At 52.4% G+C, this 26,398-nt stretch carries 29 protein-coding genes; 16 read left to right on the forward strand and 13 right to left on the reverse strand.

The window, feature by feature from the left end; translation table 11 throughout:
* Positions 1 to 141: 141 nt before the first annotated feature.
* The 3 genes from proS to AArcSt2_RS00645 form a co-directional block, all read right to left on the reverse strand.
* Positions 142 to 1,605 (reverse strand): proline--tRNA ligase, encoded by a 1,464-nt coding sequence (gene proS, locus AArcSt2_RS00635; RefSeq protein ID WP_250582234.1) that lies wholly within the window; start codon positions 1,603 to 1,605, stop codon positions 142 to 144.
* 71 nt (positions 1,606 to 1,676) lie between these two features.
* Positions 1,677 to 2,165, reverse strand: coding sequence for an 8-oxo-dGTP diphosphatase (locus tag AArcSt2_RS00640; RefSeq protein ID WP_174653013.1), 489 nt, complete (start codon positions 2,163 to 2,165; stop codon positions 1,677 to 1,679).
* A 39-nt stretch (positions 2,166 to 2,204) separates the two neighbouring features.
* Positions 2,205 to 2,687, reverse strand: a complete 483-nt coding sequence (locus AArcSt2_RS00645) for a DUF7984 family protein (RefSeq protein ID WP_174653012.1) — start codon at positions 2,685 to 2,687, stop codon at positions 2,205 to 2,207.
* A gap of 242 nt (positions 2,688 to 2,929) precedes the next feature.
* Here AArcSt2_RS00645 and AArcSt2_RS00650 point away from each other — a divergent pair, with 242 nt between their 5' ends.
* On the forward strand, positions 2,930 to 4,855 hold the full coding sequence (locus tag AArcSt2_RS00650) for a beta-CASP ribonuclease aCPSF1 (protein WP_250582236.1): 1,926 nt from the start codon (positions 2,930 to 2,932) through the stop codon (positions 4,853 to 4,855).
* 3 nt (positions 4,856 to 4,858) lie between these two features.
* Here the strand turns inward: AArcSt2_RS00650 and AArcSt2_RS00655 are convergent, their stop codons facing one another.
* Positions 4,859 to 5,029, reverse strand: coding sequence for an HVO_0758 family zinc finger protein (locus AArcSt2_RS00655; protein ID WP_174653010.1), 171 nt, complete (start codon positions 5,027 to 5,029; stop codon positions 4,859 to 4,861).
* A gap of 134 nt (positions 5,030 to 5,163) precedes the next feature.
* On the opposite strand from AArcSt2_RS00655, the gene AArcSt2_RS00660 reads away from it, so the two are divergent.
* From AArcSt2_RS00660 to AArcSt2_RS00680, 5 genes are all read left to right on the forward strand, one after another.
* Positions 5,164 to 6,327 (forward strand): MFS transporter, encoded by a 1,164-nt coding sequence (locus AArcSt2_RS00660; protein ID WP_174653009.1) that lies wholly within the window; start codon positions 5,164 to 5,166, stop codon positions 6,325 to 6,327.
* Between the two features lie 64 nt (positions 6,328 to 6,391).
* Complete coding sequence (locus tag AArcSt2_RS00665) at positions 6,392 to 7,495, forward strand: glycosyltransferase family protein (RefSeq protein WP_250582238.1); 1,104 nt, start codon at positions 6,392 to 6,394, stop codon at positions 7,493 to 7,495.
* Positions 7,496 to 7,555: 60 nt separating this feature from the next.
* Positions 7,556 to 8,155 carry an NUDIX hydrolase gene (locus AArcSt2_RS00670; RefSeq protein ID WP_174654560.1) on the forward strand — a complete coding sequence of 200 codons (600 nt, stop codon included), beginning with the start codon at positions 7,556 to 7,558 and terminating at the stop codon, positions 8,153 to 8,155.
* 135 nt (positions 8,156 to 8,290) lie between these two features.
* Entirely contained in the window at positions 8,291 to 9,073 is a 783-nt protein-coding gene (locus AArcSt2_RS00675) for a DUF7388 family protein (RefSeq protein WP_250582240.1), read from the forward strand.
* A gap of 55 nt (positions 9,074 to 9,128) precedes the next feature.
* A complete protein-coding gene (locus tag AArcSt2_RS00680) occupies positions 9,129 to 10,289 on the forward strand; it encodes an NAD(P)/FAD-dependent oxidoreductase (RefSeq protein WP_250582242.1) in 1,161 nt (386 codons plus the stop codon).
* 280 nt (positions 10,290 to 10,569) lie between these two features.
* Here AArcSt2_RS00680 and AArcSt2_RS00685 read toward each other — a convergent pair whose 3' ends face one another.
* Both AArcSt2_RS00685 and AArcSt2_RS00690 read right to left on the reverse strand, forming a co-directional pair.
* Positions 10,570 to 11,004, reverse strand: a complete 435-nt coding sequence (locus AArcSt2_RS00685; RefSeq protein WP_174653005.1) for an Hsp20/alpha crystallin family protein — start codon at positions 11,002 to 11,004, stop codon at positions 10,570 to 10,572.
* Positions 11,001 to 11,159, reverse strand: coding sequence for a DUF7559 family protein (locus tag AArcSt2_RS00690; RefSeq protein ID WP_174653004.1), 159 nt, complete (start codon positions 11,157 to 11,159; stop codon positions 11,001 to 11,003). The genes AArcSt2_RS00685 and AArcSt2_RS00690 overlap by 4 nt, the downstream gene beginning before the upstream one ends.
* A gap of 92 nt (positions 11,160 to 11,251) precedes the next feature.
* Here AArcSt2_RS00690 and AArcSt2_RS00695 point away from each other — a divergent pair, with 92 nt between their 5' ends.
* The 5 genes from AArcSt2_RS00695 (at position 11,252) to AArcSt2_RS00715 (ending at position 15,500) form a co-directional block, all read left to right on the forward strand.
* The gene (locus AArcSt2_RS00695; protein ID WP_174653003.1) at positions 11,252 to 11,683 is read left to right on the forward strand and encodes a universal stress protein; all 432 of its coding nucleotides are present in this window, start codon (positions 11,252 to 11,254) and stop codon (positions 11,681 to 11,683) included.
* 55 nt (positions 11,684 to 11,738) lie between these two features.
* Complete coding sequence (locus AArcSt2_RS00700; RefSeq protein ID WP_250582244.1) at positions 11,739 to 13,466, forward strand: radical SAM protein; 1,728 nt, start codon at positions 11,739 to 11,741, stop codon at positions 13,464 to 13,466.
* A 12-nt stretch (positions 13,467 to 13,478) separates the two neighbouring features.
* Positions 13,479 to 14,285, forward strand: a complete 807-nt coding sequence (locus AArcSt2_RS00705) for an MBL fold metallo-hydrolase (RefSeq protein WP_174653001.1) — start codon at positions 13,479 to 13,481, stop codon at positions 14,283 to 14,285.
* Between the two features lie 36 nt (positions 14,286 to 14,321).
* Positions 14,322 to 14,999, forward strand: a complete 678-nt coding sequence (locus AArcSt2_RS00710) for a YkgJ family cysteine cluster protein (RefSeq protein WP_250582246.1) — start codon at positions 14,322 to 14,324, stop codon at positions 14,997 to 14,999.
* 90 nt (positions 15,000 to 15,089) lie between these two features.
* On the forward strand, positions 15,090 to 15,500 hold the full coding sequence (locus tag AArcSt2_RS00715) for a TRAM domain-containing protein (RefSeq protein ID WP_250582248.1): 411 nt from the start codon (positions 15,090 to 15,092) through the stop codon (positions 15,498 to 15,500).
* A gap of 10 nt (positions 15,501 to 15,510) precedes the next feature.
* Here AArcSt2_RS00715 and AArcSt2_RS00720 read toward each other — a convergent pair whose 3' ends face one another.
* Positions 15,511 to 16,218, reverse strand: a complete 708-nt coding sequence (locus AArcSt2_RS00720; protein ID WP_174652998.1) for a class I SAM-dependent methyltransferase — start codon at positions 16,216 to 16,218, stop codon at positions 15,511 to 15,513.
* Between the two features lie 56 nt (positions 16,219 to 16,274).
* Entirely contained in the window at positions 16,275 to 16,667 is a 393-nt protein-coding gene (locus AArcSt2_RS00725) for a PPOX class F420-dependent oxidoreductase (RefSeq protein ID WP_250582250.1), read from the reverse strand.
* 150 nt (positions 16,668 to 16,817) lie between these two features.
* On the opposite strand from AArcSt2_RS00725, the gene AArcSt2_RS00730 reads away from it, so the two are divergent.
* Together AArcSt2_RS00730 and AArcSt2_RS00735 are read left to right on the forward strand one after the other, a co-directional pair.
* Positions 16,818 to 17,090 carry a MarR family transcriptional regulator gene (locus AArcSt2_RS00730; RefSeq protein WP_174652996.1) on the forward strand — a complete coding sequence of 91 codons (273 nt, stop codon included), beginning with the start codon at positions 16,818 to 16,820 and terminating at the stop codon, positions 17,088 to 17,090.
* Between the two features lie 90 nt (positions 17,091 to 17,180).
* Positions 17,181 to 18,086 (forward strand): glycosyltransferase, encoded by a 906-nt coding sequence (locus AArcSt2_RS00735; RefSeq protein ID WP_250582252.1) that lies wholly within the window; start codon positions 17,181 to 17,183, stop codon positions 18,084 to 18,086.
* Positions 18,087 to 18,093: 7 nt separating this feature from the next.
* On the opposite strand, the gene AArcSt2_RS00740 is transcribed toward AArcSt2_RS00735, so the two are convergent.
* The gene (locus AArcSt2_RS00740; protein WP_174652994.1) at positions 18,094 to 18,921 is read right to left on the reverse strand and encodes an amidohydrolase family protein; all 828 of its coding nucleotides are present in this window, start codon (positions 18,919 to 18,921) and stop codon (positions 18,094 to 18,096) included.
* Positions 18,922 to 19,087: 166 nt separating this feature from the next.
* On the opposite strand from AArcSt2_RS00740, the gene thsA reads away from it, so the two are divergent.
* Positions 19,088 to 20,641: a thermosome subunit alpha gene (gene thsA / locus AArcSt2_RS00745; RefSeq protein WP_174654558.1), complete on the forward strand. Its 1,554-nt coding sequence runs from the start codon at positions 19,088 to 19,090 to the stop codon at positions 20,639 to 20,641.
* Positions 20,642 to 20,694: 53 nt separating this feature from the next.
* On the opposite strand, the gene AArcSt2_RS00750 is transcribed toward thsA, so the two are convergent.
* The 3 genes from AArcSt2_RS00750 to AArcSt2_RS00760 are packed head-to-tail and all read right to left on the reverse strand — an operon-like array spanning position 20,695 to position 22,625.
* Positions 20,695 to 21,303, reverse strand: a complete 609-nt coding sequence (locus AArcSt2_RS00750; RefSeq protein WP_174654556.1) for a trimeric intracellular cation channel family protein — start codon at positions 21,301 to 21,303, stop codon at positions 20,695 to 20,697.
* Positions 21,304 to 21,338: 35 nt separating this feature from the next.
* Positions 21,339 to 22,106, reverse strand: a complete 768-nt coding sequence (locus AArcSt2_RS00755) for an SAM hydrolase/SAM-dependent halogenase family protein (RefSeq protein ID WP_250582255.1) — start codon at positions 22,104 to 22,106, stop codon at positions 21,339 to 21,341.
* Positions 22,107 to 22,109: 3 nt separating this feature from the next.
* Positions 22,110 to 22,625, reverse strand: a complete 516-nt coding sequence (locus tag AArcSt2_RS00760) for a nicotinamide-nucleotide adenylyltransferase (RefSeq protein ID WP_174652992.1) — start codon at positions 22,623 to 22,625, stop codon at positions 22,110 to 22,112.
* 169 nt (positions 22,626 to 22,794) lie between these two features.
* Here AArcSt2_RS00760 and lonB point away from each other — a divergent pair, with 169 nt between their 5' ends.
* Together lonB and AArcSt2_RS00770 are read left to right on the forward strand one after the other, a co-directional pair.
* A complete protein-coding gene (gene lonB / locus AArcSt2_RS00765) occupies positions 22,795 to 25,026 on the forward strand; it encodes an ATP-dependent protease LonB (protein ID WP_250582257.1) in 2,232 nt (743 codons plus the stop codon).
* Between the two features lie 6 nt (positions 25,027 to 25,032).
* Positions 25,033 to 25,896, forward strand: coding sequence for a CPBP family intramembrane glutamic endopeptidase (locus tag AArcSt2_RS00770; protein ID WP_250582259.1), 864 nt, complete (start codon positions 25,033 to 25,035; stop codon positions 25,894 to 25,896).
* Positions 25,897 to 25,907: 11 nt separating this feature from the next.
* Here the strand turns inward: AArcSt2_RS00770 and AArcSt2_RS00775 are convergent, their stop codons facing one another.
* Positions 25,908 to 26,357: an MGMT family protein gene (locus AArcSt2_RS00775; protein ID WP_174652989.1), complete on the reverse strand. Its 450-nt coding sequence runs from the start codon at positions 26,355 to 26,357 to the stop codon at positions 25,908 to 25,910.
* Between the last annotated feature and the right edge of the window lie 41 nt (positions 26,358 to 26,398).

Genomic DNA, 26,398 nt, shown 5'->3' on the forward strand with positions numbered 1-26,398 from the left:
TCACTGACCCTGAAGGGATAAGGGTTCATTAGCCACATATAAGGACATAGTAGGTAATTGATATTCATAGGTTTGTAACGAATTGTCGTGGTTTCTCACTAATGATTACTGTAGAAGCCGATCGGAAATAGAACGTGATACTCAGTAGTTCTTTGCGAAGTACGCTGTCTGTGTTGCCTGTTCGCCGCAGATTGAACAGACTGCATCGTCATCGAGCGCTTCGTCATCGTCGAACGGACACATCACAATCTCAGCGGAGAGTGGCTCTTTGATCACATCTTCACAGGATTCGTCGCCACACCATGGTGTTTTAACATAGCCGCCGTGTTGGCCGATCGTTCCGAGTATCTCCTCGCGAGAATCTGCCTCACGAACGTTCTCTGCAAGATTCTCTTCGGCGGTTGCATAGAGTTTTGCGTACACTTCATCGAAGTGGTCAATAACAGCCTCTGCAATGCCGTCTCGATCCTCTTTTGTGGATTCACCATCCGGACGATGGACAACCGTAATCTCTTCATCAGCAACCTCATACGGCCCAATCTCGAATCGAACCGGGACACCTTTCAGTTCCCACTCGTTGAATTTGAAGCCAGGGTTGTGCTGTTCGCGTGCGTCAAGCTCGACGCGAATCCCTGCATCTTCAAGTTCTTTTTTAACGCCTTCGGCGTAGGAGAGCACTTCTTCTTGGGTATCCTCTTGCCAGATTGGAACAATGACAACCTGCTCAGGGGCGATCGTTGGCGGTAGGACGAGTCCCTGATCATCCGAGTGGGTCATAATGAGTGCACCGAGCGATCGCCACGAGAGCCCCCATGAGGTCGTGTGCGCTGCCTGGATCTCATCATCTTCATCGGAGTAGGTGATGTCGAACGCTTCTGCAAAGGAGGTTCCAAGGTGATGGCTTGTTCCAGCTTGCACTGACTTTCCATCCGGCATCAACGCTTCAACAGTTGTGGTTGTGTGTGCGCCTGGGAACTTGTCGTGATCCGGTTTCTGTCCACGGAGAACCGGTATCGCAAGCAGATCCTCGTACATCGACTGATACTGATCAAGTCGCGTGATCGTCTCCTCCCATGCATCGTCATGCGTTTCGTGGGCTGTATGGCCCTCCTGCCAGAGGAACTCTTTTGTCCGGAAGAACGGTTTTGTGTCCGTTGCTTCCCATCTGACGACAGAGGCCCATTGGTTGACACGGAGCGGGAGATCTCGATGGCTGCGAACCCACTGTGCCATATACGGCGCAATGATGGATTCGCTTGTTGGACGGACTGCAAGCCGTTCTTCAAGTTCGTCATGGCCGCCGTGAGTTACCCATGCAACCTCCGGATCGAAGCCCTCAACAATATCTTTCTCTCGTTCAAGATAGCTCTCCGGAATAAATAACGGGAAGTACGCGTTCTGGACACCGGTTTTTTTGAATTTGGCATCGAGGTTCTGTTGGATCGATTCCCACAGGGCATAGCCGCGCGGACGGGTGATAATGAACCCGCTCATCCCCTCTGGGGCGTAGTTCGCTAAGCCAGCCTTTTGCACGACTTCAGCGTACCACTCACCAGTGTTGTGTTCTTTGGACTCGGTGATTCCGAGCTCCTGGTTTTTACTCATTACTCGTTGATTTCGGAGCGTAGGCTTAAAACGTGCGAAGCAGTGGTACTCCGTGTCAATCGTTCGCTCAATCAGATGGCTCCTGAAAAGTCTACGTCTACATCGAGGGTGTATTCTTTCAGCTCATCACCGTCCGTATCAAAAACGAACCACCCACGAAACGGCGTGTCGTTGAGAAGGTAGGGGAACCAGTACCGATCGTCCGCCCACATGCGATCGTACGGAAGCGAATCCGTGTCGAACCAGTGTGGGATTGCCTCATCTGTCTGTGCAGGCGTCCCGGAAAGGCCAGTTGCACGAAAGACGTGAATAAAAAATGCAGCCTCATCCCCGTGGATAAACGTAAACTCACCCGCTTTTTCGACGCCGGTTGGTGTCGCGGCGATCTCTTCTTGTGTTTCTCTGATTACGCATTCCGTTGGTGATTCCCCCGGCTCAACCTTCCCGCCTGGCCCGATTATTTTGCCTTCACCAATGCCCCGCTGCTTCTCGATAAGGAGTGCTCGATCGTCAACGATCGGATGACAGACAGTTGCTTCCGGAAGCGCTTCAGTTTCCATTCGTGTTGGAGTGGTTCGTAACCGTGAGCAAAAAAGGCGCTATTCGATCGAGAACGGACTCTTCTGTTCTCGCCAACTCCAGCCCGGAAGCCGCGTTTGAAAACCCGCTGCAAGCGCAGCATCGAGGTCGTCTACACCTGCATTCTCCGTCTCATCACCGTGCACATGGATATCCGCAAAGTGAAATGTGGCTTGAGCGAGCAACGCAAGCGGTTGCTCGCCTGCAACTGTCGCCGCAAGCTCTCTACCAAGAATCTCATCAACGATGAATCCGGGATAATCTCCCGCAACGTCAAGCTCTCGGAGTATCCGACAGTATGCAGCCACATTGACTGCGATGTCTCCGCGCGCGAAGAGATCAATCACCGCAGCGTGATACTGCTCGATCGTAATATGGTCAACATTCGTCTCAAAAAGGACGCCAAGCCGATCGCGCGTCTCATTGATGATGGCCACAATCTGCTCATCACGGCGGAGTATCCAGTCACGCTCCGCCCGAACAACCGATGGAGTGATGTTCATATGACCGAAACGTCGTCAAAACCCTTCGGTTTTGCGAAGGCTTTTATAACAAAGAGGCGATACTGCCGACTAAGCGGGTTTTCGCTGACTGTTCCCGCATTCGTACACCTATCAGACAGTATTTACAGTATGTACCCGGTCGGTATGAGACGTTTCAGTAGAGAATTGAAACGGAGGCTCCGCCTCCGCTCCCAATCTCAGGTTGCTGAGTCGTATCCTGCCGTCACGGACTTCTCCGAGATATGAGTTCCGTAGATAAACAACTCGACGAACTGAAAACAGACGTTGAACAGCAGATTCCAAACGATATCACCGTTACAGATGTCAAATATGAAGGACCGGAGCTGGTTCTGTATACCCCAGATCCGAAGCGCTTTGCTGGTGATGGCGAACTTGTCCGGAAACTTGCGAGCAAGTTCAGAAAACGAATTACCATCAGACCAGACCCAACTGCCCTCACAGACACGACCACGGCTGAAGAGAAGATTCTTAGTGTCATTCCCGAGGAAGCGCGGGTTACTGATTTAGATTTTCATCACGACACCGGTGAAGTGGTCATTGAGGCTGGAAAACCAGGGATGGTGATCGGTCGTCATGGGGCGACACTCCGTGAAATCACCAAAGAAGTTGGATGGACACCCGAAGTTGTTCGGACACCACCGATCGAATCCTCGACAGTCTCAAACGTCCGAAACTTCCTCAAACAGGAGCGAGACGATCGCCGGGATATTCTCGAACGAGTTGGACGACAGATCCATCGTGAACAGCTTGGCCGAGAGGAGTGGGTCCGAATCTCCACGCTTGGGTGTTGCCGTGAAGTCGGACGCGCAAGTTTTGTTCTCTCAACCGCAGACACTCGAATCCTGATTGACTGTGGTGACAAGCCAGGCGCAGAGGGCGAGGTTCCGTATCTCCAAGTGCCGGAAGCACTTGGCTCAGGTGCAAACTCGATCGACGCAGTTGTGTTGACACACGCCCACCTTGATCACTCCGCACTTATTCCACTCTTATTCAAGTACGGATACGATGGGCCAATCTACTGTACGGAACCAACCCGTGATCTCATGGGGCTTCTCACACTGGATTATCTTGATGTTGCAGCCAAAGAAGGTCGAGCACCACCATATGAGTCCGAGATGGTACGGGAGGCGATCAAACACACAATTCCGATCGAATACGGCGACGTAACTGATATTGCACCAGATATTAAGCTCACCTTCCATAACGCGGGCCACATTCTCGGCTCGGCAGTATCACACTTCCATATTGGAGATGGGATGTACAACGTCGCATTCTCCGGTGACATTCACTACAAAGATACGCGGCTTTTCAACGGTGCAGTCAACGACTTCCCACGTGTTGAGACATTAGTTATGGAATCTACCTACGGTGGACGGAATGATTATCAGACTGATCAAGCGGATTCAGAAGCGAACCTCGTTGAGATTATCAACGAAACGTATGAGAAGGGTGGGAAAATTGTCATCCCTGCGTTTGCAGTCGGTCGGTCTCAAGAGATCATGCTTGTGCTCGAGGAGGCGATGCGATCGGGCAAGATTCCATCCATGCCAGTTCACCTTGATGGGATGATCTGGGAGGCGACAGCAATTCATACGACCTACCCAGAGTATCTCCGCGATGATCTCCGAGATCGGATCTTCCACGAGGACAAAAATCCATTCCTCGCCGACGAATTCAACCACATTGATGCCGGTGAAGAGGAGCGACAGGATGTTGCTGATGGTGATCAGTGTATTATCCTTTCGACGTCCGGGATGGTGACTGGCGGCCCAATTATGTCGTGGCTGAGACATATTGGCCCGGACCCAGATTCACGGCTTGTGTTTGTAGGGTATCAGGCACAAGGAACGCTCGGTCGACGCATTCAAACTGGGTGGGATGAGATTCCGGTTCCAAATCCAAACGACGCCGGTCGAACAAGTACGCTCTCGCTCAATATGGATGTTTCAACCGTTGATGGGTTCTCTGGACACGCTGACAGAGAAGGGTTAATGAACTTTGTTGGGACCATGAACCCACGGCCGGAAAAAGTGTTGTGTGTTCACGGTGACGAACGATCGGTGCAAGACCTTTCGTCTGCATTGTACCATGAATACAATATGCGAACGTTCGCACCAAAGAATCTCGAAACGTTTAGATTTAAATAAGAATTAACGGAGCTCTTTCCACTCTGCACCGCAGTCTGGGCAGGTTCTAACCGAAAACACTTCTGCAGGGTCGTTCTTCTTTTTGAGCGTCTGGTCACACGATTTGCATTTTATGCGCTCATAGTTATCTTTGAACAATTCCCCATCTCTGAGACCCTTCCGCGTTGATTTCATAATTGTCGCTTTGTAGTGAAAGGTCAAAAAGGCCCCGTACTATTGGCTGACGCCTGTCTGACACCAACGGAAAGAATAGGTCCTACGCTTCCGGTTTCGGAATGTTTGAACAGGCTCACCAAGTGGATATCAGTGTGGCACGTGCTCGACTCTTTGCGTCTCTCTGTGGGTTGGTCTTTCTGGTTAACCTTGCTCGGATTGTGTTTGCCCCGCTTTTGAGCGTCTTTATTGACGAATTTGCAATCGGTGAAGCGACCGCAGGCCTCATTGTAACGCTTGCGTGGGTTGGAAGCGCATCGCTTCGGCTCCCAACAGGATGGCTCCTAACAAAGGTCCCGCGCCATCACGTTGTCCTCGCATCGGGTCTCATTCTCGCAGTATCGTCTGCATTTGCGGCAACTGCAACAACAGTCCCACACCTGATGGCCGGTGCATTCTTAATGGGAATTGCTTCCGGCGTCTACTTTGTGTCCGCAAATCCGCTCCTCAGTGAGCTCTATCCAAAACGGGTTGGAAGAGCGATGGGCATACACGGTACGGCGAGTCAGATTGCAGCAGTCATCGCGGCACCATTTGTTGCGCTGACATTGTACGTTGATTGGCGGCTTTCTCTGTGGGCGATCGCCGTTGCTGCAGCAGGAGTCACACTCTATACCTGGGTTGCTGCGAAGCAGACAACGCTTCCAACCGCGGGGAAGAACGATCGTAATCTGCTCGCTGCTGCACGATCGCAATGGCGGATTATCGTCACAGCGCTCGCAATTATCGGTGCAGTATCGTTCGTCTGGCAGGGTGTCTTTAATTTCTATGAGCTGTATATGCAGTCAAAAGGGCTCTCTCGAGGGATGTCCGCAACGATGTTGACAATCATCTTCGCAGCGGGTGTACCTGCATTCTACTTTGGTGGTGACCTCGCCGATCGGCTTCCACACGTTCCGTACATGCTCGGGATTGTCGTGTCGTTTGTCGTGAGCCTCCTCATATTAACGATCGTCGAACACCTCGCAGTGCTCATCATCATGACTGCAGTTGTGGGGTTCATTATTCATATGTTGTTTCCAGCAGTGGACACGTATCTACTTGATACACTCCCTGATGATGCTCGTGGAAGCGCATATGCGGTGTTTAGCTCGATCGCAATGTTGACACAGGCGCTTGGTTCATCTGTCGTTGGCTACTTCATCGAAGCCGGCTACACGTACGATGCGGTCTTTGGTGGTGCGGCGTTATTGCTCGGTGTAATCGTACTTGGGTTAGTCGTTGTTGAGCGATCGGGGCGATTGCCAGGGGAGCGGTAGTCCCCCGATAACGCCACAGCCGCCACCGAGACATCTTTGAGCGTTTCGCCCCTATAGAGTCGTAATGGAGTATGTCCAAGAGCAAATTACAACGCTCCACGGATTTTCTACGGACGTTCCCGCTGTTCGAACCGATAGCACTGCAGTGATCGTTCCAATGGCTGCTCGCGAATTTCGAAGTGCAGCAGCAACACATGTCCTGACAGAGCTATCGGCAGTCGACCCAGAGCGAGTAATCGTTCCGCTCCGTGCACCTGCAGACGAGGTGGATTCATTTGAAGCGTGGTTCGATGAGTTTGATCTCTCAATCGAGATGCTTTGGTGTAGTGGTCCAGCGATCGCAGAGCTGCTCTCTGAACATGGGCTACACGGAGAACGTGGAAAAGGACGCGACGTATGGCTTGCGTTGGGTACTGCACTTGAGTCTGAGTACATTGTCCTCCACGATGCAGATACAATTACGTATGATCGGACCTACGTCCCTCGGCTCTTGTTCCCACTCCTGAACGGACACACATTTTCGAAGGGGTACTATGCACGGATCGAGGATAATCAGTTCTATGGGCGGCTATTTCGCCTGTTTTATGAACCGACAATTCGCGCGCTGTCCGATCGACATACGGGTTCGATCCTTGAGTACTTAGATTCGTTCAGATACGCACTTGCAGGTGAGTTTGCAGGGACATCTGACCTCATGAGGCGGCTTCGAATCCCACGATCGTGGGGGCTTGAGGTCGGGACGCTCGGTGATGCCTTCTCGCTTGCAGGATTTTCTCAAACAGCACAGGTTGATCTTGGAGCCTATGAGCACGATCATCGACCAGTCGCAGGTGAGACAGGGCTCTCTGACATGAGCACTGCTGTCGGTGCTGCGCTCTTTTTATCGGTCGAAGAACACGGTATCACGCCGGAGTATGACGCACTTCGAGAGGAGTACCGAAAGTGTGCAACAGCACTTGTTCGCCAATACGGACTTGATGCTGCATACAATGGATTTACGTACGACCAAGAAGCCGAAACAGCACAAGTGGCACAGTATGCAAGTGCGATCACACAGCCAACAATCGATACTCGACTCCCAGCATGGGCAAACGCCCCAATCAAGCCAAAAGCGGTTACCGCTGCAGCCGAGGCGGATCGAAAAAAAGCGATCGTCGCCGAGCAGTAACCGCCAATTCGATCGGATTTTTATAATCCAACGCATACGATGACATAACACGTGTCCCAGATCGATCGTTCCCGGCTCCAGTCATATACGCCAACTGTGATTGAAAATCCGCGAAAACAGGCTGCAGTTATCGCGCCAATCATCGAACGAGAGAGTGACACATACCTGCTGTTTACAAAACGCGCGGCACATCTTGGAGAACACCCAGGGCAGATGAGTTTTCCAGGTGGAGGAACAGAGCCAAGCGACACCGATCTAAAAGCGACTGCGCGGCGTGAAGCGCATGAAGAAATCAGCCTTGACCCGGACACGGTACAATTCGTCGGGCAGCTCGATGAGATAGAAACAACATCAGGCTATGCCGTTCGCCCGTTTGTGGCAGACGTTCCGGATTCGACATACGTTCCAGATGAACGAGAAGTCGCGGAGATAGTGTTGCTTTCGGTGTCAGAACTCAAGGACCGCACAAACTACGAGTCAGAGCGTCGTGAACATCCACAGTATGGAAATATCCGAATTCATTTTTTCCACGTTGATGGGTATACCGTCTGGGGAGCAACAGGCCGGATGCTCGTACAGCTGTTAGAGCTTACAACCACATGGGAGATGCCAACGTCGGTCGATCGGGTTGTCGATCCGGATGCGGACTACCCCGTTTGAAGACCCGCAACATTGTGTCGTGAGCGATACGCTTATACAGCGCACTGCGATATACGAGTGTACATGGTCGCACAGACGATGGATCGCGTTCCGCGATCGTAATCGACCGATAGAAACTATGGAAGGTATTCTACAATGTTAGCCGGTGAGCGAAGCGTCTCTAAAACAGGAATCTCCGTCGCTGCACTAAAACCAAAAGAGTGCAGTCTCAAACGTGCGCTGGAGCTTCCGATGCCCGCAGTGGCCATTGATTATGAAGGTCAGGACTACCTTCCAGACCCGGATATACTCCGTGAAATAGCTGCAGAAAAGACTGTATACCTCACAACACCCGTAAGAGCGGATGGATTCGACCCGCTTGGCGATGACCACCTCGTGGAGACAATCCCAGAGACAGTCAACCGAATCCTCGTTGCCGGTCACGGTGCATACTTAACAGAGACAGAAGCAGAAAAGGCGATCGCCCCGCGGATCGGTGCAGCACGGAACAGTGCACCGGATGCATGGCTCGGGACAGAAGGCATTGAGCGTATCGCGCTTGCTGCAGGTGGGCCACAGTATGAGTTGCTCTCTCGATCAACGAGACGCGACGTACGGGCGCTTCGTGCAGCCGGATTCACTGGCGAGGTTGCGGTATATGCACCAACTGTCTTGACTGATGACGAAGATGAAATTCTTGACGCAGTTGGTCCGTATACCGCGCGTCGGGGGCCGGTACGACGTGCCCTCCCCGAGGGTGCGGAAACCGATCGGAATGCAACGGGTCGTGCGCGTGAAGTGCTCTCGAAGGCAGTGCGTGATTATGCACTAATCGGCACACCAACCGACATTCACAAACAGATTGAAATGCTCTCTGACGTTGGTGTTGACACCGTTGTGGGGTACCCAGCACGCGGAATTTTCGAATTCTGCGAGTGAGCAAACCAATACTTCGAACTGCAACACTGAAGTCACCAGGTCGTGACGCCAGTGTATGAGCCAACCACGAACTGGATGGGAACCGGAGATTGATGCAGACGGAGACGGACTCTCTATCGCAGTTATTGGTGCTGGTGCGGTTGGGATTACCGCAGCGCATGACCTTGCAACTACCGGAGCGACTGTAACCGTTTATGAGAAGGGTACTGTTGGCTCCGGTAGCTCAGGGCGCGCTGCAGGGGTTCTCTACGATGCTTTTGCGACAGATATAGACGCACAGATCGGTGCTCGGACCCAAGAGCGTGTTCGATCGCTCTCCGGCGTTGATCCATTCACCTTCACGGACTGTCCGTACGTCATGGTTGCACACAAAAATGATACAACACGCTGTGAAGCACTCGCTGAAGGCGTCGAACGAATGCGCGTCCATGGCCGAGATGTGTCATGTATCGAGCCTGCAACGCTTGGGTCGCAGTTCCCGCTCAAAACTGATGATATCGGAGTTGCTGCAGTGTCGCGAAATGCTGGCTGGACAACACCACAGACATACGTTGATGCCGTTGCGAAACGTGCAGTCAATCGCGGTGTGAAGCTAAAAACCGAAACCACTGCATCGATTGCTGACGCCGAAGACACGACAACAATCATCGCCAATGGAGAGCGGACGACCTACGATCGAGTTATTATCGCAGCCGGAGCACACACAAAGCAATTGCTCGGAGCGGTCGGTATCACGATTGCAATGAAACCGTATCGGGTGCAAGCACTGACGAGCACCGTCCCGTATAATGGCCCGATGTGCTACGATGCCACAACTGGCGTCTACTTCCGGCCTCACCCAACTGGGATGCTCGCAGGCGATGGGACCGAACTGGTTGAAACAGATCCCGACCAGTGGGAGCGGGATGCAGATACTTGGTTTATTGACTCGGTAACAGATGCAGTAAAACAGCGAGCAGCGTATGATATCACAGTCGATCGGGCGTGGGCTGGCCTCTGTACCGCAACGCCGGACGAAAACCCGCTCTGTGGTGAGCTTCGGGATGGGCTGTATGTTGCAACGGGCTGGCAGGGGCATGGATTCATGCGAGCGGCTGGAATGGGTGAAGCGATCGCAAAAGATGTGTTGGGAGAACCATCCATTGAGCCGTTCGATCCTACTCGATTTACCGGAGAAGAGTCGTTTGAAATAACGGAAGGAATGGCAGTAGAGTAGTCAGTTGGGAATCTACACCACGCGAATTACACGAAGTCGAGGAGAAAGCCCACGACTAAAGTCGTCCCCAGAACGCAGAGCGTTCTGGTGGGCTGCACAAGATCATAGCTCTTGTGAGCGTGGGATGAATCCGACGAATCCCGTTGAAACCGCAATGGTTAGCTTGAACGGGGTCGAATATCAGCGTAACTCGCTCGGGAAGTTGCCTTCGTTGGCGTCGGAACGCCCGACTCCAAGCGTGAGGAATCCCACGACTTCAATCGTGTGGAGGATGTCAAGCTTACTCTTCGTCTTCGTCCGGCTCTTCTTCGACAGCAACCGTTTTTGTGTTCATCGTCTTCGGAATTTTGACCTGTAAGGTGCCCGATCGGGTGAGTGTTGCTGCAGCATTCGCGTCTGTCTTTGTGACGCTTGCATCCTCTGGGAGTTCGACCGAGCCGGTTAGACTGAGTCCTCGCCCTGGGAATCGCATCTCAAAACCATCATAAAAGTCTCGGAAGCGATCGATACGCACTTCTAGTGTCGTCTCAACAAATTTGACCTGAATATCCTCCGTTTTGACACCTGGTGCATCAAATACGATGAGATACTCTTCCTCACTCTCAAGTAGGTCGTATGGAAGTGGTTTCCGCTCCTGGACGTGACCCATACCACGACCAACACGAGAGAGCACTGCATTCACGGCCGATCGGCCATATTCTGTGACACCAGTCATAGTTCGATTAGCTCAAGGGATTCAGTTTCATTGCAATACGGGCATGAGAGGTCGGAGACGCTGTGATCTTCGGGCACATCATATGTATAGTGATTTTCGAACATATCCAACTCACAGGCGTCATTGAGACACTTGATCTCCTTCGTCGCAGGCATGAATCTATATTTGTGCGGAACGGGCTTAAGTCACATGGCAATTTTCAGATTCGTCAATGAATGATTATGTATGATGCGGCTGTAGTTACAGTATGATCATCCTTGCAGCGGTTGATAACTCGGAGCATGGAGCGGAGGTTGTCGCGGAGGCTGCAGCGCTCGCAACCGCATACGATCTCCCCGTACATGCAATTCATGCACTGACGCGATCGGAGTTTGTTAACACCGGCCGCGAACGCGCACACGAACGAAAAGAGATGTCAATGCAAGAAATGCGCGACCGAGCACAGAAACGAGCCCAGCGTGCACTTGATGCGGCCGGAGTCTCCGGGACCGCAGTTGGAAAGATCGGAAAGCCAGGCGATGAGATCAGTAAATACGCAACCGCAAATGACGCACGATATATTGTTGTTGGACCACGACGCAGAAGTAGAACCGGAAAAGCAGTATTTGGCAGTGTCACACAGAGCGTGATACTCCAGTCCGAACAGCCAGTTGTCACTGTGATGATGGATGATGACTAAGCGACGGGCGCACCGATTCGCACGACTTTACCGTCTTCACGGTTAACGGTCGGCTATGACTGACCCGTCTTCGCTTACCGTGACGATAGTTGACGGGTACGTGGACGAACCGGCACATTTCGGCGTGCCGCCGTACATTTCAACGTACCCGCGATTCACTGCGGGTGCGCTTGTTGATGCAGGTGTTCCAGCGCAACAGATCACGTATCATACGATCGACGAACTCCGTGAAGACCGACAAAAATGGGGTGACGTTGCGCGAGCAGACCTCTTCATCTACGTTGGCGGGATGACTGTCCCTGGAAAGTACGTTGGCGGAACACCTGCAGAGCCTGATGAAGTAAAAGAGCTAGCATGGACTGCCGATGGAGTCACGCTGTTAGGCGGTCCTGTGCGGTTCGGTGTTGGTGAGGAGAACGCAGGAGGAGTTGAAACCGAACGAAAAGATCTCGACTACCAGTTCGTTGCGAAAGGAGATATTGAGGCTGCAGCGTTTGATCTCGTTGAAAACGGGCTCGAAGGGTTTAATAACCGAATGCGAGACAATTCGGAGCTCGATCGATGGGCCGAATACGGCGCGTTCATCGTCGAACAGCATCCGAATCATCCGGAACATCTGATCTGTGAGATGGAGACCTCTCGCGGCTGTGCATACCGCTGTTCATTCTGTACGGAGCCATTATACGGCAATCCGGCATTCCGAACGGCAGACTCGGTTGTGCGAGAGGTCGAAGCGCTCTATTCTCGTGGGGCTCGCCACTACCGTCTTGGTCGACAAGCAGATATTCTCGCATTTGGCGGTGACGGTGAAGCACCGAATCCAGACGCACTCCGACGACTCTACGGAGGGATTCGAGAGGTTGCACCCGATCTTGGGACGCTCCATCTCGATAATATGAACCCGATCACGATCGCTCGCTGGCCAGAGGAGAGCCGCGAATGTATTCGGATCATTGCAAAACATAATACGCCCGGTGATACAGCCGCATTTGGACTTGAGTCTGCAGACCCGGTTGTCCAAGAAGAGAACAACCTCAACGTCTCTGCGGAGGAGTGTTTCCAAGCGGTAAAGATTGTCAACGAGGAAGCGGGCTGGCGTCCAGGCGAGGATCGATCGGATGCGCCGACACACGGCGAGCAGGCGGCTAACCGGCTGCCAAAGCTTCTGCCTGGAATTAACCTCTTGCATGGACTCAAAGGGGAAACCCGCGAAACCTATGAGCATAACAAGCAGTTCCTCAAGCGCGTGTACGATGAGGGTTTGATGGTACGACGGATCAATATCCGACAGGTGATGGCATTTGCCGGCACGGAGATGTCAACGACTGGTGCCCAGATTGCACAAGATCATAAAGAGCTGTTTCAGACATACAAACGGGAAGTGAGAGCGGAGATTGACCAGCCAATGCTTCGGCGGCTCGCGCCTGCAGGAACGATTCTCCCGGATGTCCACCTCGAATATCATCAGGATGGGCGAACATTTGGTCGCCAGCTTGGAACGTATCCGCTCCTTGTTGGGATTCCGGGCGAGCGCGAACTCGGATCCATTATTGATGTTGCAATCGTCGATCACGGCTACCGATCGGTCACCGGTGTTCCGTATCCGTTTGATTTCAACAACGCATCAATGAATGAGCTGTCGACGCTCCCACGCGTTGGGAAACAGCGTGCTGGCGATCTTATTGTGGGCCGCCCATACAAAAACCTCGAAGAAATTAGTGCTGTTGTTGATCCCAGTGTTGACCTTTCGGCGTTTACGACAACTGACGCCCTCAATAAATAACAACGAACCCTTATGAGGCCTGTAGAAATCGATCGGTTCTCTGTTCCAGTTGAAACACGGGCACCAACTGGTCAGACAAATGCATATCTCATTCAGGAGGTAGAGACAGACGAAACCGTACTGATTGACCCCGCAGGCCGGATCGACGCGTTGGATGCTGCAGTAGCTGAACAGTCAGTCGCCCATATTGCGGTGACACATTCTCATCCGGACCATGTTGGCGCGGTGCTCGCATATGGAATGCAAAGTACCGCAGATATCTGGAGCGTTCATACACACGAAACGCGGCTTGCCGAAGCGATCGGTGTCTATCCTGCCCAGACGTTCCGTGATGGAGACCAGATTGGCCCCGTTACTGCGATCGCAACGCCAGGTCATGCAGCGGACCATGTTGCATTTGAGATCAAGACACAGGATGGTGATCATGCACTCATCTGTGGTGATCTTGCGATCGAACCGGGCAGCATCTTTGTTGGTGGTGCGGATGGTGATATGAACGCGTACCTGAACTCCCTTCGACTACTCCGGAACCGAGAGCCAGATGTTCTCTATCCTGGCCATGGAGACCCCATTACGGAGCCTGTCAAGACGATCGATCGATTGATACAACATCGCCATGAGCGAGAGGCACGCGTACATGCCGCGATCAAGACTGGTTCAACATCACCGGATACAATCTTGGAGGCAGCATACGACAAAGATCTCACTGGCGTCCGTGACCTTGCACGGCTCACGGTTATTGCACATATCGAAAAATTGGCTGCCGAATCAAAGATAGAGTGGAACCCAGACACCGAGTATGTGACACGCACTGAGTGACGACGATGTTTTATTCATTGCACAGCCACAACTGGTATGGAGTCGCTTGAGGCCGAGTTAGCGCGTGCCCGCGAACTTGATGAGACAGAACTTGCGGATGCAATCGAGTCGATCGGGTTTGAGTGTACCCGATGTGGGGCGTGTTGTAAAGGGTATGAGGCTGAAGAGAGCGACTGTCACACCACAACAGAGCCGCACACGGCGACCATTTTCCCTGACGAAGTACGAGCGGTTGCAGATGCAGCCAGCTACGATTGGCGAGATGTTGCCCGTCCGATGCCGTATGGCCTCACAACAAAAGACGACGGCACACAGACCGGCGAGACTTTTGAATGGGCACTGCAGACAACATCCTGTGGCGATTGTACATTCTATCGGGAGGACGAGGGTGTTGGACGGTGTGCAGTACATACCGATCGCCCGCTAATCTGCCAAACATACCCGTTCAGTGTCGATCTTGGTGGAACCACCCAACCGATGGGTGAGCCAGTAGACCAGCATGGCGCTGTGCGAGCACACGAATGTGAGGGGCTTGGCCGAGATATTTCACGGACCGACGCTGAATCGCTCGCGGAGGCACTTAAAAAGCGTGCGATTCGAGAGCTTACGGAAGCGATCGGTGTTCGTGATACTTACCGCCCCATCTCTGGGGAATCTGTTGTTGTCTACGACTCAGAAGGGCCAAAACGACAGGATGGGCGCACGATCGAGTGAGCACCAAGGCGCGAATCGGGAGACAGCAGAGACTGCGGGCGGTAGTTCTATAACTGTCGGAGAGTATGAATGGATAGAGGTCTTACGCCTATGGAAATCTCGGATCGACTCCTTTGTCTGTTCAGTGCGGAAGTGACTGCTGATGATGAAACGTATACGGTTGAGATTCCGCGTCGAGAGATCGAAACCGGCTCGATCGAACCCGGAGAAACCTATCGTGTTGCGCTGATTTCCCGCGAGCCAGTTGCTGAGGAATCACCGTCCCAAACCACGGATATCGCTGATGTCCACACCGATGGACCGCAACCACCTGTTGAAGCGGGTGAGCTTCGATACGTTGAAATCGAAGATATTGGAAAGCAAGGCGATGGTATTGCCCGTGTTGAGCGTGGCTATGTGATTATTGTTCCTGATGCAGAGATCGGAGAGCGCGTGAAAATCGAAGTCTCAGAAGTCAAATCGAACTTCGCAGTTGGCGAAGTGGTTGACGAAGAATTGTAAACGCTGCGTCTCACTCTTTTTTTGCGTTCCAGTACGAAACAGAAGCGACTGCATCACCGAGTGGTGTTGACCCAAGTGCAGTATCAACCGTTCTAAACGGTCTCGCAACCGCACCAGGAAGCTCTCTGTAAAATCCGTATGGAAGCATAAAGTCATGCGTCGCAGCAGCGAGCGAAAGCCCAGAATCTGCGAGCAGACTCTCGACGTCCCGCTTCGAATAGAGTCGTGATCCCATCGGAAGTAACCAGTTGTACAGTACACGTGTGCTTGGCCGAGTGAACGTGTCAAAGAATACCTGCTCTTTAGAGACTCGGCGAAGCTCACGAAGGAACGTCACTGGCGTGTCTGCAAGATGGAAAAATCGCATTGCAAAGACCGCATCGAAGTGATCGTCCGGGAACGGGAGCCGCGCAGCATCCCCACGCATAAATTCAACACTGCCAGAGACACCAGCGCGTTGTGCCTTTTTTCGTCCCTTTGCCATCATTGCTGGGGAGATATCAAGTCCAATGATATCTGCGCCACGCTCAGCAAGCATGACAGTAAAACGGCCTGTTCCACAGGCAACTTCGAGGATTCGCTTGTCTTCGACAGGGCCTAGCGCATCCAATACCGCTTGTTTCTCACGGAGGTCGATCAATTCACCGCCCCCGGTGAACCGTTTGTCGTCATACTCATCGGCGACATCGTCCGCTTGGTACCATTCCTTTCCTTTCACACTACCTACTACTTTCACCCAAGGAACAAAACCGTACTGATGACTGTTGAATACCGCTACCCACTCACGTGGGTCCGGTCAGTTGGGATTTTAATGATAACACGCTGACCGGATTCATCCCCATGGTGTGGATATGTTTCGACACCCATGTATTTGGTTGCAAGTTTGTCAATATGTGTAACTGCGCCATCATCAATCAGTTCTGCCTTTCCACGAACTGAAATATATCGATAGGGATCATCCGGATCGAGAATTGAAACACCAACCTTCGGATTCGCTTTGATATTCTTTTCTTTTCTGCGGCCACGAGCGGTGTTGAGTAAGATGTACTCACCATCGAGATGATCAACCCATACTGGAGTCACGTGTGGTGTGCCATCAGGATTGATTGTTGACAGATGCGCAAACGATTTCTTTTCAAGAATGTCGATGTGAGACGCTGGGATCATGGTCGAACTACGGTTGGGTCTGTGAAAAGTGGTCGTAAAGAACTGTATCGATCGTGAACATACAATGTGATAATAGGACATTATACTATACGAACAACATTGCGCAATATGTAGACAACCTTTACCATGTACCTCTGACTCATGAGTGGTATGAGCACTAGTCCAGTTGAAACGAAACCACAAGACCACCTGACCCAAGCCGAATTTCGTGATCGACTACGTGAGCTTCCACCAAGCGCAAAGCTTGTCGCTAAAGTACTAGAAGGTGACGAGCCACTATCGCAGGGCCAACTTGCGGAAGAATCGCTCCTACCAGACCGTACTGTTCGATACGCGCTCAACCGTCTCGATGACTCCGGACTGATCGGATCACGGTATAGCTTCAAGGACGCTCGAAAACAGGTCTATTACCTGAACGCGTAGAACAGTCGTGTTTCGTTCGATCTCGTGACTGACCAATCGAACGAAGAACTACATCCCGTCTTTTATATTGCCGCTCGCTGAGTACTGTGTATGGAGCTATCGGTCGTTGTGCCGACACTAAATGGCCGTGATCGGCTCGGTGGGTGCCTTGATGCGCTCTCACGCGCAGCACCAGATGCGGAGGTGATTGTTGTTAACGGCCCATCTGCAGATGGGACGACCGGTATGGTGCGTGACCGAGACGATGTTGATGTTCTTGTTGAGGTATCCGCACGAATGGTGACCGTTGCCCGTAATGCAGGGATTGAGGTTGCATCTGGTGATGTAATTGCGATCGTTGGCTACGATGTCCATGTGTCTCCAAATTGGATAGCGGGGATCACAGCTGGGTTTGAAAACGCATCGGTTGTAACCGGGCCAGTACAGAAAGCCGATTCTGAAGCGCGGTCGTCAGTTGAGCAGCGAACAATCGCTGGGCGAAGTGTCACATATGTTCAAACCGATAACGTTGCTTTTGAAGCGGATACACTCACCGGGCTTGATGGCTATGATGAGTATCTTGCAACAGGGGGGTCACGTGACATCTCACATCGGCTTGCTGGGATGAGCGAATCAGTTGCATACGAGCCATCAATGTGTGTAACACGGATTAACTCAGACGGCAACGACCGAGATTGGGGCTGGAAGTATCGAGCACTTGCGTATCGGCTCGTTAAAAACTACGGCATCCGACCAACGGTTTGTCGGCGAACCCTGTCTCACGCAACGAGTGATAGCATTGCTGCAGCGAAAGATGTTGCCAGAGGAGAGGGTAAACCATCAGCATGGTTTGGGACTGGAAGAGACGTTGTGGTTGGTATGACAACAGGATTTTCAGATGGGCTTGTGGCACGGGCGCGCGATCGATCGCCGTCCCGAAACCCACATGGAATCTCGAAACGCGCAGACAGAGCCGTTGCACGATACGATTGGCGGAACATGACTAATCAAGAGTGAACGACAGCTATCCTCCACCGGGTGCAAGCCCAGGGATTACCCTCGACGGATTTTTATTAAATACTCGATTCATTGCGTCTTCAGGAACATCCAACGTAAGAATCTCCATGACTGCAACGTTTTGGTGAGTTTCAGGGGCACCACTTGCAAAGAGAATCCGATCGGGATGCTCAATCAGTCCACGTTTTAGAATATCTCGATACCGCACGAACCAGGTGTCGAGATGGAGTGAATCAAACTCACCAAGCAGATCAATTGATTGTTCCATCCGGGAGCGATCAAGCGGAAACCCGCCAAATCCAGTTATAATCACAGGGTATGAGGTTGGTAAGAGTGCGTCTACGATCGCGCTTGGCGGGCATCCTGGGCGTGCATATGCCAACACAGGTGCGCGAACAGTTGATAACGTTTCAAGCACCGCTTGAGTTGGAACACCATCATATACGGGATCAAGGACAAAGCCATGAAACCGGTCATCGTATGCGTACTGCTCAACATCAGCCGGTTTTGTGTGGTGGTCTTTTTTTGTTGTGATGGTGTTTCGGAGAATTGAGGCAGTCCCCGTACGAGGATAACGAGGCCCACTAAGGCGAGCAAATGCAAGAAACGGGCGATCGACACTCAAGCGAGCAACGGCATTGTTTGCACGAAGATAGCCTTTGTCTCGAGGCTGTGGACTGGGAGAGACTACCGATCGAACAACGCCCGCCTGATGGCACTCTCGTTCCAACCGTTCGGGCGTCACATCACGACCATGTATCTCGACGGCGACTGCATCCGCATCAAGATGTGCATGCACATCGACAATACGGAAGCCGTGCTCCAGTTCTAACATTACTGATAGGTCGAGAGACACATATAAAATAGTTTAATTAATGCAGTCGCAAGGCATGCGAACAGTTGTCTCACCGCCCTCTGGCGTTTTTTGCTATGAAATTTAGAAAGCTATATATAGAACCGCAAACCATGATTGTGTGAGGTTATTCATTATGGCATCACGAATGCAGCAACCACTGTTCATCCTCTCGGAGGGAAGCCAACGAACACGCGGGCAGGCCGCCCAAGACTCGAACATTCGGGCAGGGAAGGCCGTCGCGAATTCGGTTCGGACCACGCTTGGCCCGCGCGGGATGGACAAAATGCTCGTTGACTCTTCCGGCGATGTGGTGATCACAAACGACGGAGCAACCATCCTCAACAAGATGGATATCGAGCATCCGGCCGCACAGATGATCGTCGAAGTTTCGGAGACCCAAGAGATCGAAGTTGGTGACGGGACAACAACCGCAGCAGTGCTCTCCGGTGAACTCCTCGCGAAAGCAGAGGATCTTCTTGAGCAAGATCTTCATCCGACAGTCATTGTTGAAGGCTATCACGAGGCAGCACGTCTCGCACAAGAGGCAATTGAAAACGAAGTGCTTGATATCGATCTTGAAGATGATATTCTCGAACAGGTCGCAGAATCAAGCATGACCGGAAAAGGAACCGGTGATGTGACTGCAGATGTGCTTGCAAGACAGGTCGTCTCCGCAGTCCGTCAAGTCGCTGTCGACGATGTCAACCGTGAAGACATCCACATCCACACCCGAACCGGTGCATCCTCAAGCGCGACGGAGCTTGTGGAGGGCGTTATTGTTGACAAAGCACCAGTCAACGACAACATGCCACGATCGGTTCAGGATGCAACCGTTGCGATCCTCGATGCAAAGCTCGACGTTCGAAAAGGCGAAGTTGACACGGAGTACAACATCACCTCCGTTGACCAACTCAACGCAGCGATCGAGGCGGAAGAAGGTGAACTCCGTGGCTACGCAGAGTCACTGAAAGAAGCAGGCGTTGACGTACTCTTCTGCACGAAAAAGATCGAGGATCGCGTTGCAGGATACCTTGCAGATCACGGCATTCTGGCATTCAAGAGCGTCAAATCCAAGGACGCCAAATCGCTTGCAAAAGCAACCGGTGCAAAACGCCTCGGCACGCTCAAAGATCTCGATGAGTCAGATATCGGCAGCGCAGACTCGATCGATGTTCGAAAGTTCGGCGACGACGAGCTTACCTTCATTGAAGGTGGCACTGACGCAAAGAATGTAACGCTGTTCGTTCGTGGTGGAACAGAGCACGTTGTTGATGAGCTCGAACGCGCACTGAACGATGCGATCGATGTTGTCATCGCTGCACTCGATAAAGGCGGCGTTGTCCCTGGTGCAGGTGCAACAGAGATTGCGATCGCAGACCATGTCCGCGGCCACGCAGCAAGTGTCGAAGGACGAAAACAGCTCGCAATTGAAGCATTCGCTGATGCGGTTGATGCGCTTCCTCGGACTCTTGCAGAGAACACCGGCATGGATTCCATCGACGCACTGGTCGATCTTCGCGCGATGCACGATGCAGAAGGTATTGCAGGAATCATCTCAAGCGGTCGAAGCGGAGAGATCGGTAACCCGATCGAGGCAGGCATTCTTGACCCTGCTGCAGTGAAACGTGAAGCCGTCGAATCAGCCACCGAGGCGTCCACGATGATTCTCCGAATCGACGACGTCATCGCGGCAGAATAACCACCTCGTACAGACACTCTTTTTTGTACACCGTACCCTGAGCAACAGCACGCTCAAAACGTTGGCAGTCGCCAATCATACCGAACCGCAAGCATTCGAAGGCCAAAGACGAACAGTGCAGAGCCAATTGCGGCGCTCGTTGGTGTAAAGCCGGCAACAACAGCGACCCAGCAGAGACCACCACCGATGACTGCAGGTGTCGCATAAAAATCTTCTCGAAGCACGACCGGAACCCGAGTCAAAAGCAGATCGCAGAGGCTGCCGCCACCAACGCCAGTGAGCGTTGCAAGAACAACAACACCAAAAACGGTGAGCTCTGCAGCAATCCCAACAAGCGCCCCTGTTGCAGCGAATGCTGCAAGACCGATTGCATCAGCAGTGAGCAACGCTGGATGATCAATAAGTGCACCCTCAACCGAGCGGCTCAACACAACCGCAATAAAAACGCCACAAAGCACGATTGAAACATCGGTCATAGACGTGAGTGCAGCAGGGATCTCACCAACAAGTGTGTCTCTAATAATGCCACCACCAAGCGCAGTTAATACGCCAAGAACAACGATGCCAAACAGATCTAGGCCAGCATCCTTTCCTTTGAGTGCGCCGACGGCAGCGAATGCAAACAGGCCAATCCAGTTCATCAGAATAAATACGTCAAACATTGGTGTCACGTCGGTAACTGTAGACAGCACTGTACTCACCGATCGAAGATTTCAAACGACACAGTCTCACCAACCGACACAGCAAAATACACATCTCCACGACCGTGATTAACATCACACTCGACATAGCCGTGGCTTCCAACCGTCACAAGCGGCTCACCGGTCGGAACTGAGGCAAACGTATCTACGATCGGCACACGGTGTCCATTTACGAGACAGTCAGTGTAGTTGGCGAGTTTCTCACCCGGTACGTTCGTAATCACGTTTCCAAAATCATCAACGACGAGAACCGTCGCATCGATTTCTGTTCCATCGCCGGAGAGCGTCGGCGTTGGAAAGGTGATGCCGATCGGATCATCGATCGGCTTCAGACACTCAATCTCCGCAAGGTCACCAACACCGTATTCGTGAACGAGCGCAGCCATGGGGGCGAAGACATCGCGCCCATGGAATGTCATTGAATCAGCCGTGACATCCGTGATCTCAAACGCCTCGATCGGCTTCTCGTTCACGACACGGGCTGGTGGAAGCAGGACGCCGTTATCTGGGCCAACAAATGCATGCTCACCCGATCGGACAACAATCGCACGTCGGTCAGTACCAACGCCAGGATCAACAACAATGAGATGCACTGCAGGTGGGAACTCAGAGAGCGCAAACTGAAGCCAAAATGCGGCCGCACGCGGGTCTTGTCGTGGGAGGTCATGCGCAATATCAACGAGATCTGCATCTGTATGTGACAAGAGCACACCTTTCATTGCTGCAGGATATACCGCGCCAAAGTCCGAAGCAAGCGTAATCATCTATCAAAATTCGTTGCTGTCAGTGTCGCTCACGTGTTGAATCCGTTCAACACCCCCAATTTCGGCAATAACGTCAATAACAGGGTCTGGAACGAGCGATCGCCAGTCTTTGTCCGCGATCATCCGATCGCGGAGCTCGGTTCCCTCAAGCACTTCTCGACGGAACATGGGTGATTGACGGACTTCCACGCCAGCCTCTTTAAAGAGTTGAATGACAAGCGGATTGTTTGAAAATGCAACGTCGAATGCAGGAGACATGCTTTGGACATGACTTACCCACACAGAGTTTCGATCAAGGTCTTCGATCGGGACAACGTACGTCGGAATGTCGAACTCTGCCACCGATTTTGTAACCATCATCACCCGCTCACCAGCAGTAAATGGATTTCGAGGTGAGTGGGAGTCACCGGCACTTCCAATTCCCAACACCAGTTCGTCTACTTGACCGGCAATCTCTTCAACCATATGGTGGTGACCATTGTGATACGGCTGAAATCGGCCGATATAGAAGCCCCGCATTACATGTACGGTTCCACAGGCGTATTTATAAACACGACGGCTTGCGTTGGAATTGTAAAACCGGCAGTATATGACGTATAACACGGGAATAGTGCGGAGTTTCCTCATCAGCCAAGGGGAGAAAGTATATCAGTCGACAGACCTTCACTTTAGGTAGCGAAAAGATTCTATGAGTAACCACATGGACAACGACGATAGTCCTTCTTCCGAGGAAGGAACCCCTGAGTCGTCGGACGTCACCGACGATTCACCCTCTGAGGGTCGCCCAGCGGAGCTCTCACCTACTAACCAGGCACGCAATGGCGATCAGACGGAGTCATCTGAATCTGGATCTGAATCAACAGAGTACACTGAGACTGATGACGAGCTGTTCGATGTGAATGGCTCGAAATCGTCTACAGACCCATCTGCAGAGTCCACCGACGATGCCAGTACAGAAGACGAGCCACCATCGATTGAAGAGCTTGGCAGCGAAGTAAAAGTCGATGCTGAGATCGCAGATGAGATCGATGAAGATGATCTTCTTGGTGGGTTGTTGATTGACTCAACTGCAGAGATAGAGATTCCTGAACGGCTTGTTGATCAAGTGATTGGACAAGAGCATGCCCGCGATGTCATCATCAAAGCGGCAAAACAGCGCCGCCACGTGATGATGATCGGTTCACCGGGGACCGGAAAGTCGATGCTCTCGAAGGCAATGACAGAGCTGCTCCCAAAAGAGGAGCTGCAAGATGTACTTGTCTACCACAATCCAGATGATGGAAACAAGCCAAAGATCAGAACCGTTCCTGCAGGGAAGGGTGAACAGATTGTTGATGCCCACAAAGAGGAAGCCCGAAAACGCAACCAGATGCGTACCTTCCTTATGTGGATCATCATTGCAGTGGTGCTTGGATATGCACTCATCATTGCAGGACAGATCCTCCTTGGGATCCTTGCAGCAGGTATTGTGTACCTTGCGTTCCGCTATGCCTCCCGTGGCAGCGATGCAATGGTGCCAAACCTCCTCGTGAACAACGCGGACACCAAATCTGCACCGTTCCGTGATGCAACCGGTGCTCACGCTGGTGCACTCCTTGGTGATGTTCGTCACGACCCATTCCAGTCGGGTGGAATGGAGACACCAAGCCACGATCGTGTCGAGCCTGGTGCAATCCACAAAGCGAACAAAGGTGTGTTGTTCATTGACGAGATCAACACGCTCGATATTCGCAGCCAGCAGCATCTCATGACTGCCATTCAGGAGGGTGAATTCGCAATTACCGGACAAAGCGAGCGCTCCTCCGGTGCAATGGTGCAGACGGAGCCAGTCCCAACTGACTTCATCATGATCGCAGCAGGAAACCTCGATGCGATGGAGAACATGCACCCTGCGCTTCGAAGCCGTATCAAAGGATACGGGTATGAGGTCTACATGGATGACACAATCGAAGATACACCTGAGATGCGTCGTAAGTACGCACGCTTCGTTGCGCAAGAGGTTGGAAACGATGGCCGGTTGCCGGAGTTTGAGGCAACAGCGATCGAAGAGGTCATTTTGGAGGCAAAACGTCGTGCAGGCCGGAAGGGTCATCTGACGCTTCACTTCCGTAACCTTGGTGGGCTGGTGCGTGTCGCAGGTGACATCGCCCGCGGAGAGGGTGCAGAACACACGACAAGAGAGCACGTCCTGAAAGCAAAACGTCGTTCGCGATCGATCGAACAACAGCTTGCAGACGAGTTCATCGAGCGCCGGAAAGATTACGAGCTCCAAGTCTCGGATGGCTACGAAGTCGGCCGTGTCAACGGACTTGCCGTCATGGGCGAAGACTCAGGTATCATGCTGCCAGTTATGGCAGAGGTGACGCCGTCTCAAGGACCAGGGAAAGTAATTGCAACGGGACAGCTCAAGGAGATGGCCGAAGAGTCCGTCCAGAACGTCTCCGCAATTATCAAGAAGTTCTCCGATCAGAACTTAGCCGAAAAAGACGTTCACATCCAGTTTGTCCAAGCAGGTCAACAGGGTGTCGACGGTGACTCCGCATCGATCACCGTCGCAACAGCAGTGATCTCTGCACTTGAAGACGTGGGCGTTCGTCAGTCGCTCGCAATGACAGGGTCGCTCTCGGTTCGAGGTGATGTCCTCCCGGTCGGTGGCGTCACCCACAAGATCGAGGCTGCAGCGAAAGCAGGCTGTGATACGGTAATTATTCCGAAAGCGAATGAGCAAGATGTGATGATCGAAGACGAGTACGAGGAGATGGTTGACATCATTCCAGTCAGTCACATCAGCGAAGTGCTCGATATCGCACTTGAGAGTGAGGGTGACAAGGATTCGCTTGTTGCTCGCCTCAAGAGTATCACCGGATCGGCACTGGATAAACAGACGGTTGCTGGGCCACAGAGCCCAAGCCCACAGTAACGTCGTATGCCAGCGTGGACGGCTTTTGCTGCCGTCTCGCTGTCAGTGTTACTCGTATTATTGCTATTGGCGCGTGCATCAGAATCTGCAGTCACAACCAAACAGTCATCAGCGGAGCATCCAACGGTTGCAGCCCATGAACATGATCAGCCACCGTATTCAACCACTGATGTAGAATCAGACTCGGATATGAACCAGCCACACGCTGATGGTGGCGAGTCAGCTGTAGCAACGGACAACGGACGACTCGGACAGCAGACTGAACAGGGTGTTTCCACCGGGTTACTGTTGGCTAACGTCGCATTCTCACAAGGGCTCTTTGCAGGAATACTCATCATTGCACTCTGGCTCACAAATGTGCCGGTATCGGCGATCGGCGCAGATCTGACAGTAACCACCGCGGATGCGGTTGGGCTCGGTGTTGTGACTGGTCTTGTACTTTATATTCTCAATGAACTTGGAGCAAGCCATGCAAAACAGTGGGGGCTAACTGGATCGGAGGCGCTACGTGGAGCACTCACACCTGATGGTGTTGCAGGATGGCTTGTCCTCCTGTTCGTTGTGCTCCCGATTATAGCAGGGTTTGAAGAGCTCTTGTTCCGGGGCATTCTTATTGGCGCGTTACACGTTGGATTCGATGTTCCGTTATGGCTGCTTGCGATCGGTTCATCGGTTGCTTTCGGCGTTGGTCATGGCGCGCAGGGTCGAGTTGGAATGGTCGTCACAGGAACCCTGGGACTCGTGCTTGCATGGCTATTTATTGTCACAAACAGCCTGTTTGCCGTGATTATCGCACACTACATTGTGAACGCCCTTGAGTTCGTTATTCACGAAGGTATTGGCTGGGAGCCATTTGAAACAGAGCCGTAAACGAAATGGCGCTACTCACGGCGACGAAGTGCAGCAGCCACCGCAGGTGGTGTTGCGCCCTGTCCATCACGAACGCGATGATCTGGAATGACGTACGGAACAGGATTTGCCCGGAGTGCATCCTGTACCGTCCGATGAACACCGTCTGCGGACGGATCAAGTCCTGCAAACTGCGCAAGCCGATCGGTCGTGATAGTGCGCCCTGCTGGAACGTCTCGAAGCGTTTCAAGCACGCCTCGCTGTTCAGTCGGGATTGTAAGTGCAACCGGAATCGTGCCCAATTGTTCACTCTCACCGGAGAGTGCAGTTTCAATGATATCAAGAAATTCATGCGTCGACCCCGCATCAGCAGGAACCGTCGTCGGAAACGAGACGCTGATTAGCTGACTGCCTGCAACGCCGATCTGAAGTACTCGATCGAGATCTTCGATCGGTCGTGCGTAAATGCCCGCATCGTCCATACACCACCTTGACCACTCACGGGGCTTGAACCTTCCACCTC

The sequence above is a fragment of the Natronocalculus amylovorans genome (assembly GCF_023638035.1).
In the GTDB taxonomy this organism is placed as follows: domain Archaea; phylum Halobacteriota; class Halobacteria; order Halobacteriales; family Haloferacaceae; genus Natronocalculus; species Natronocalculus amylovorans.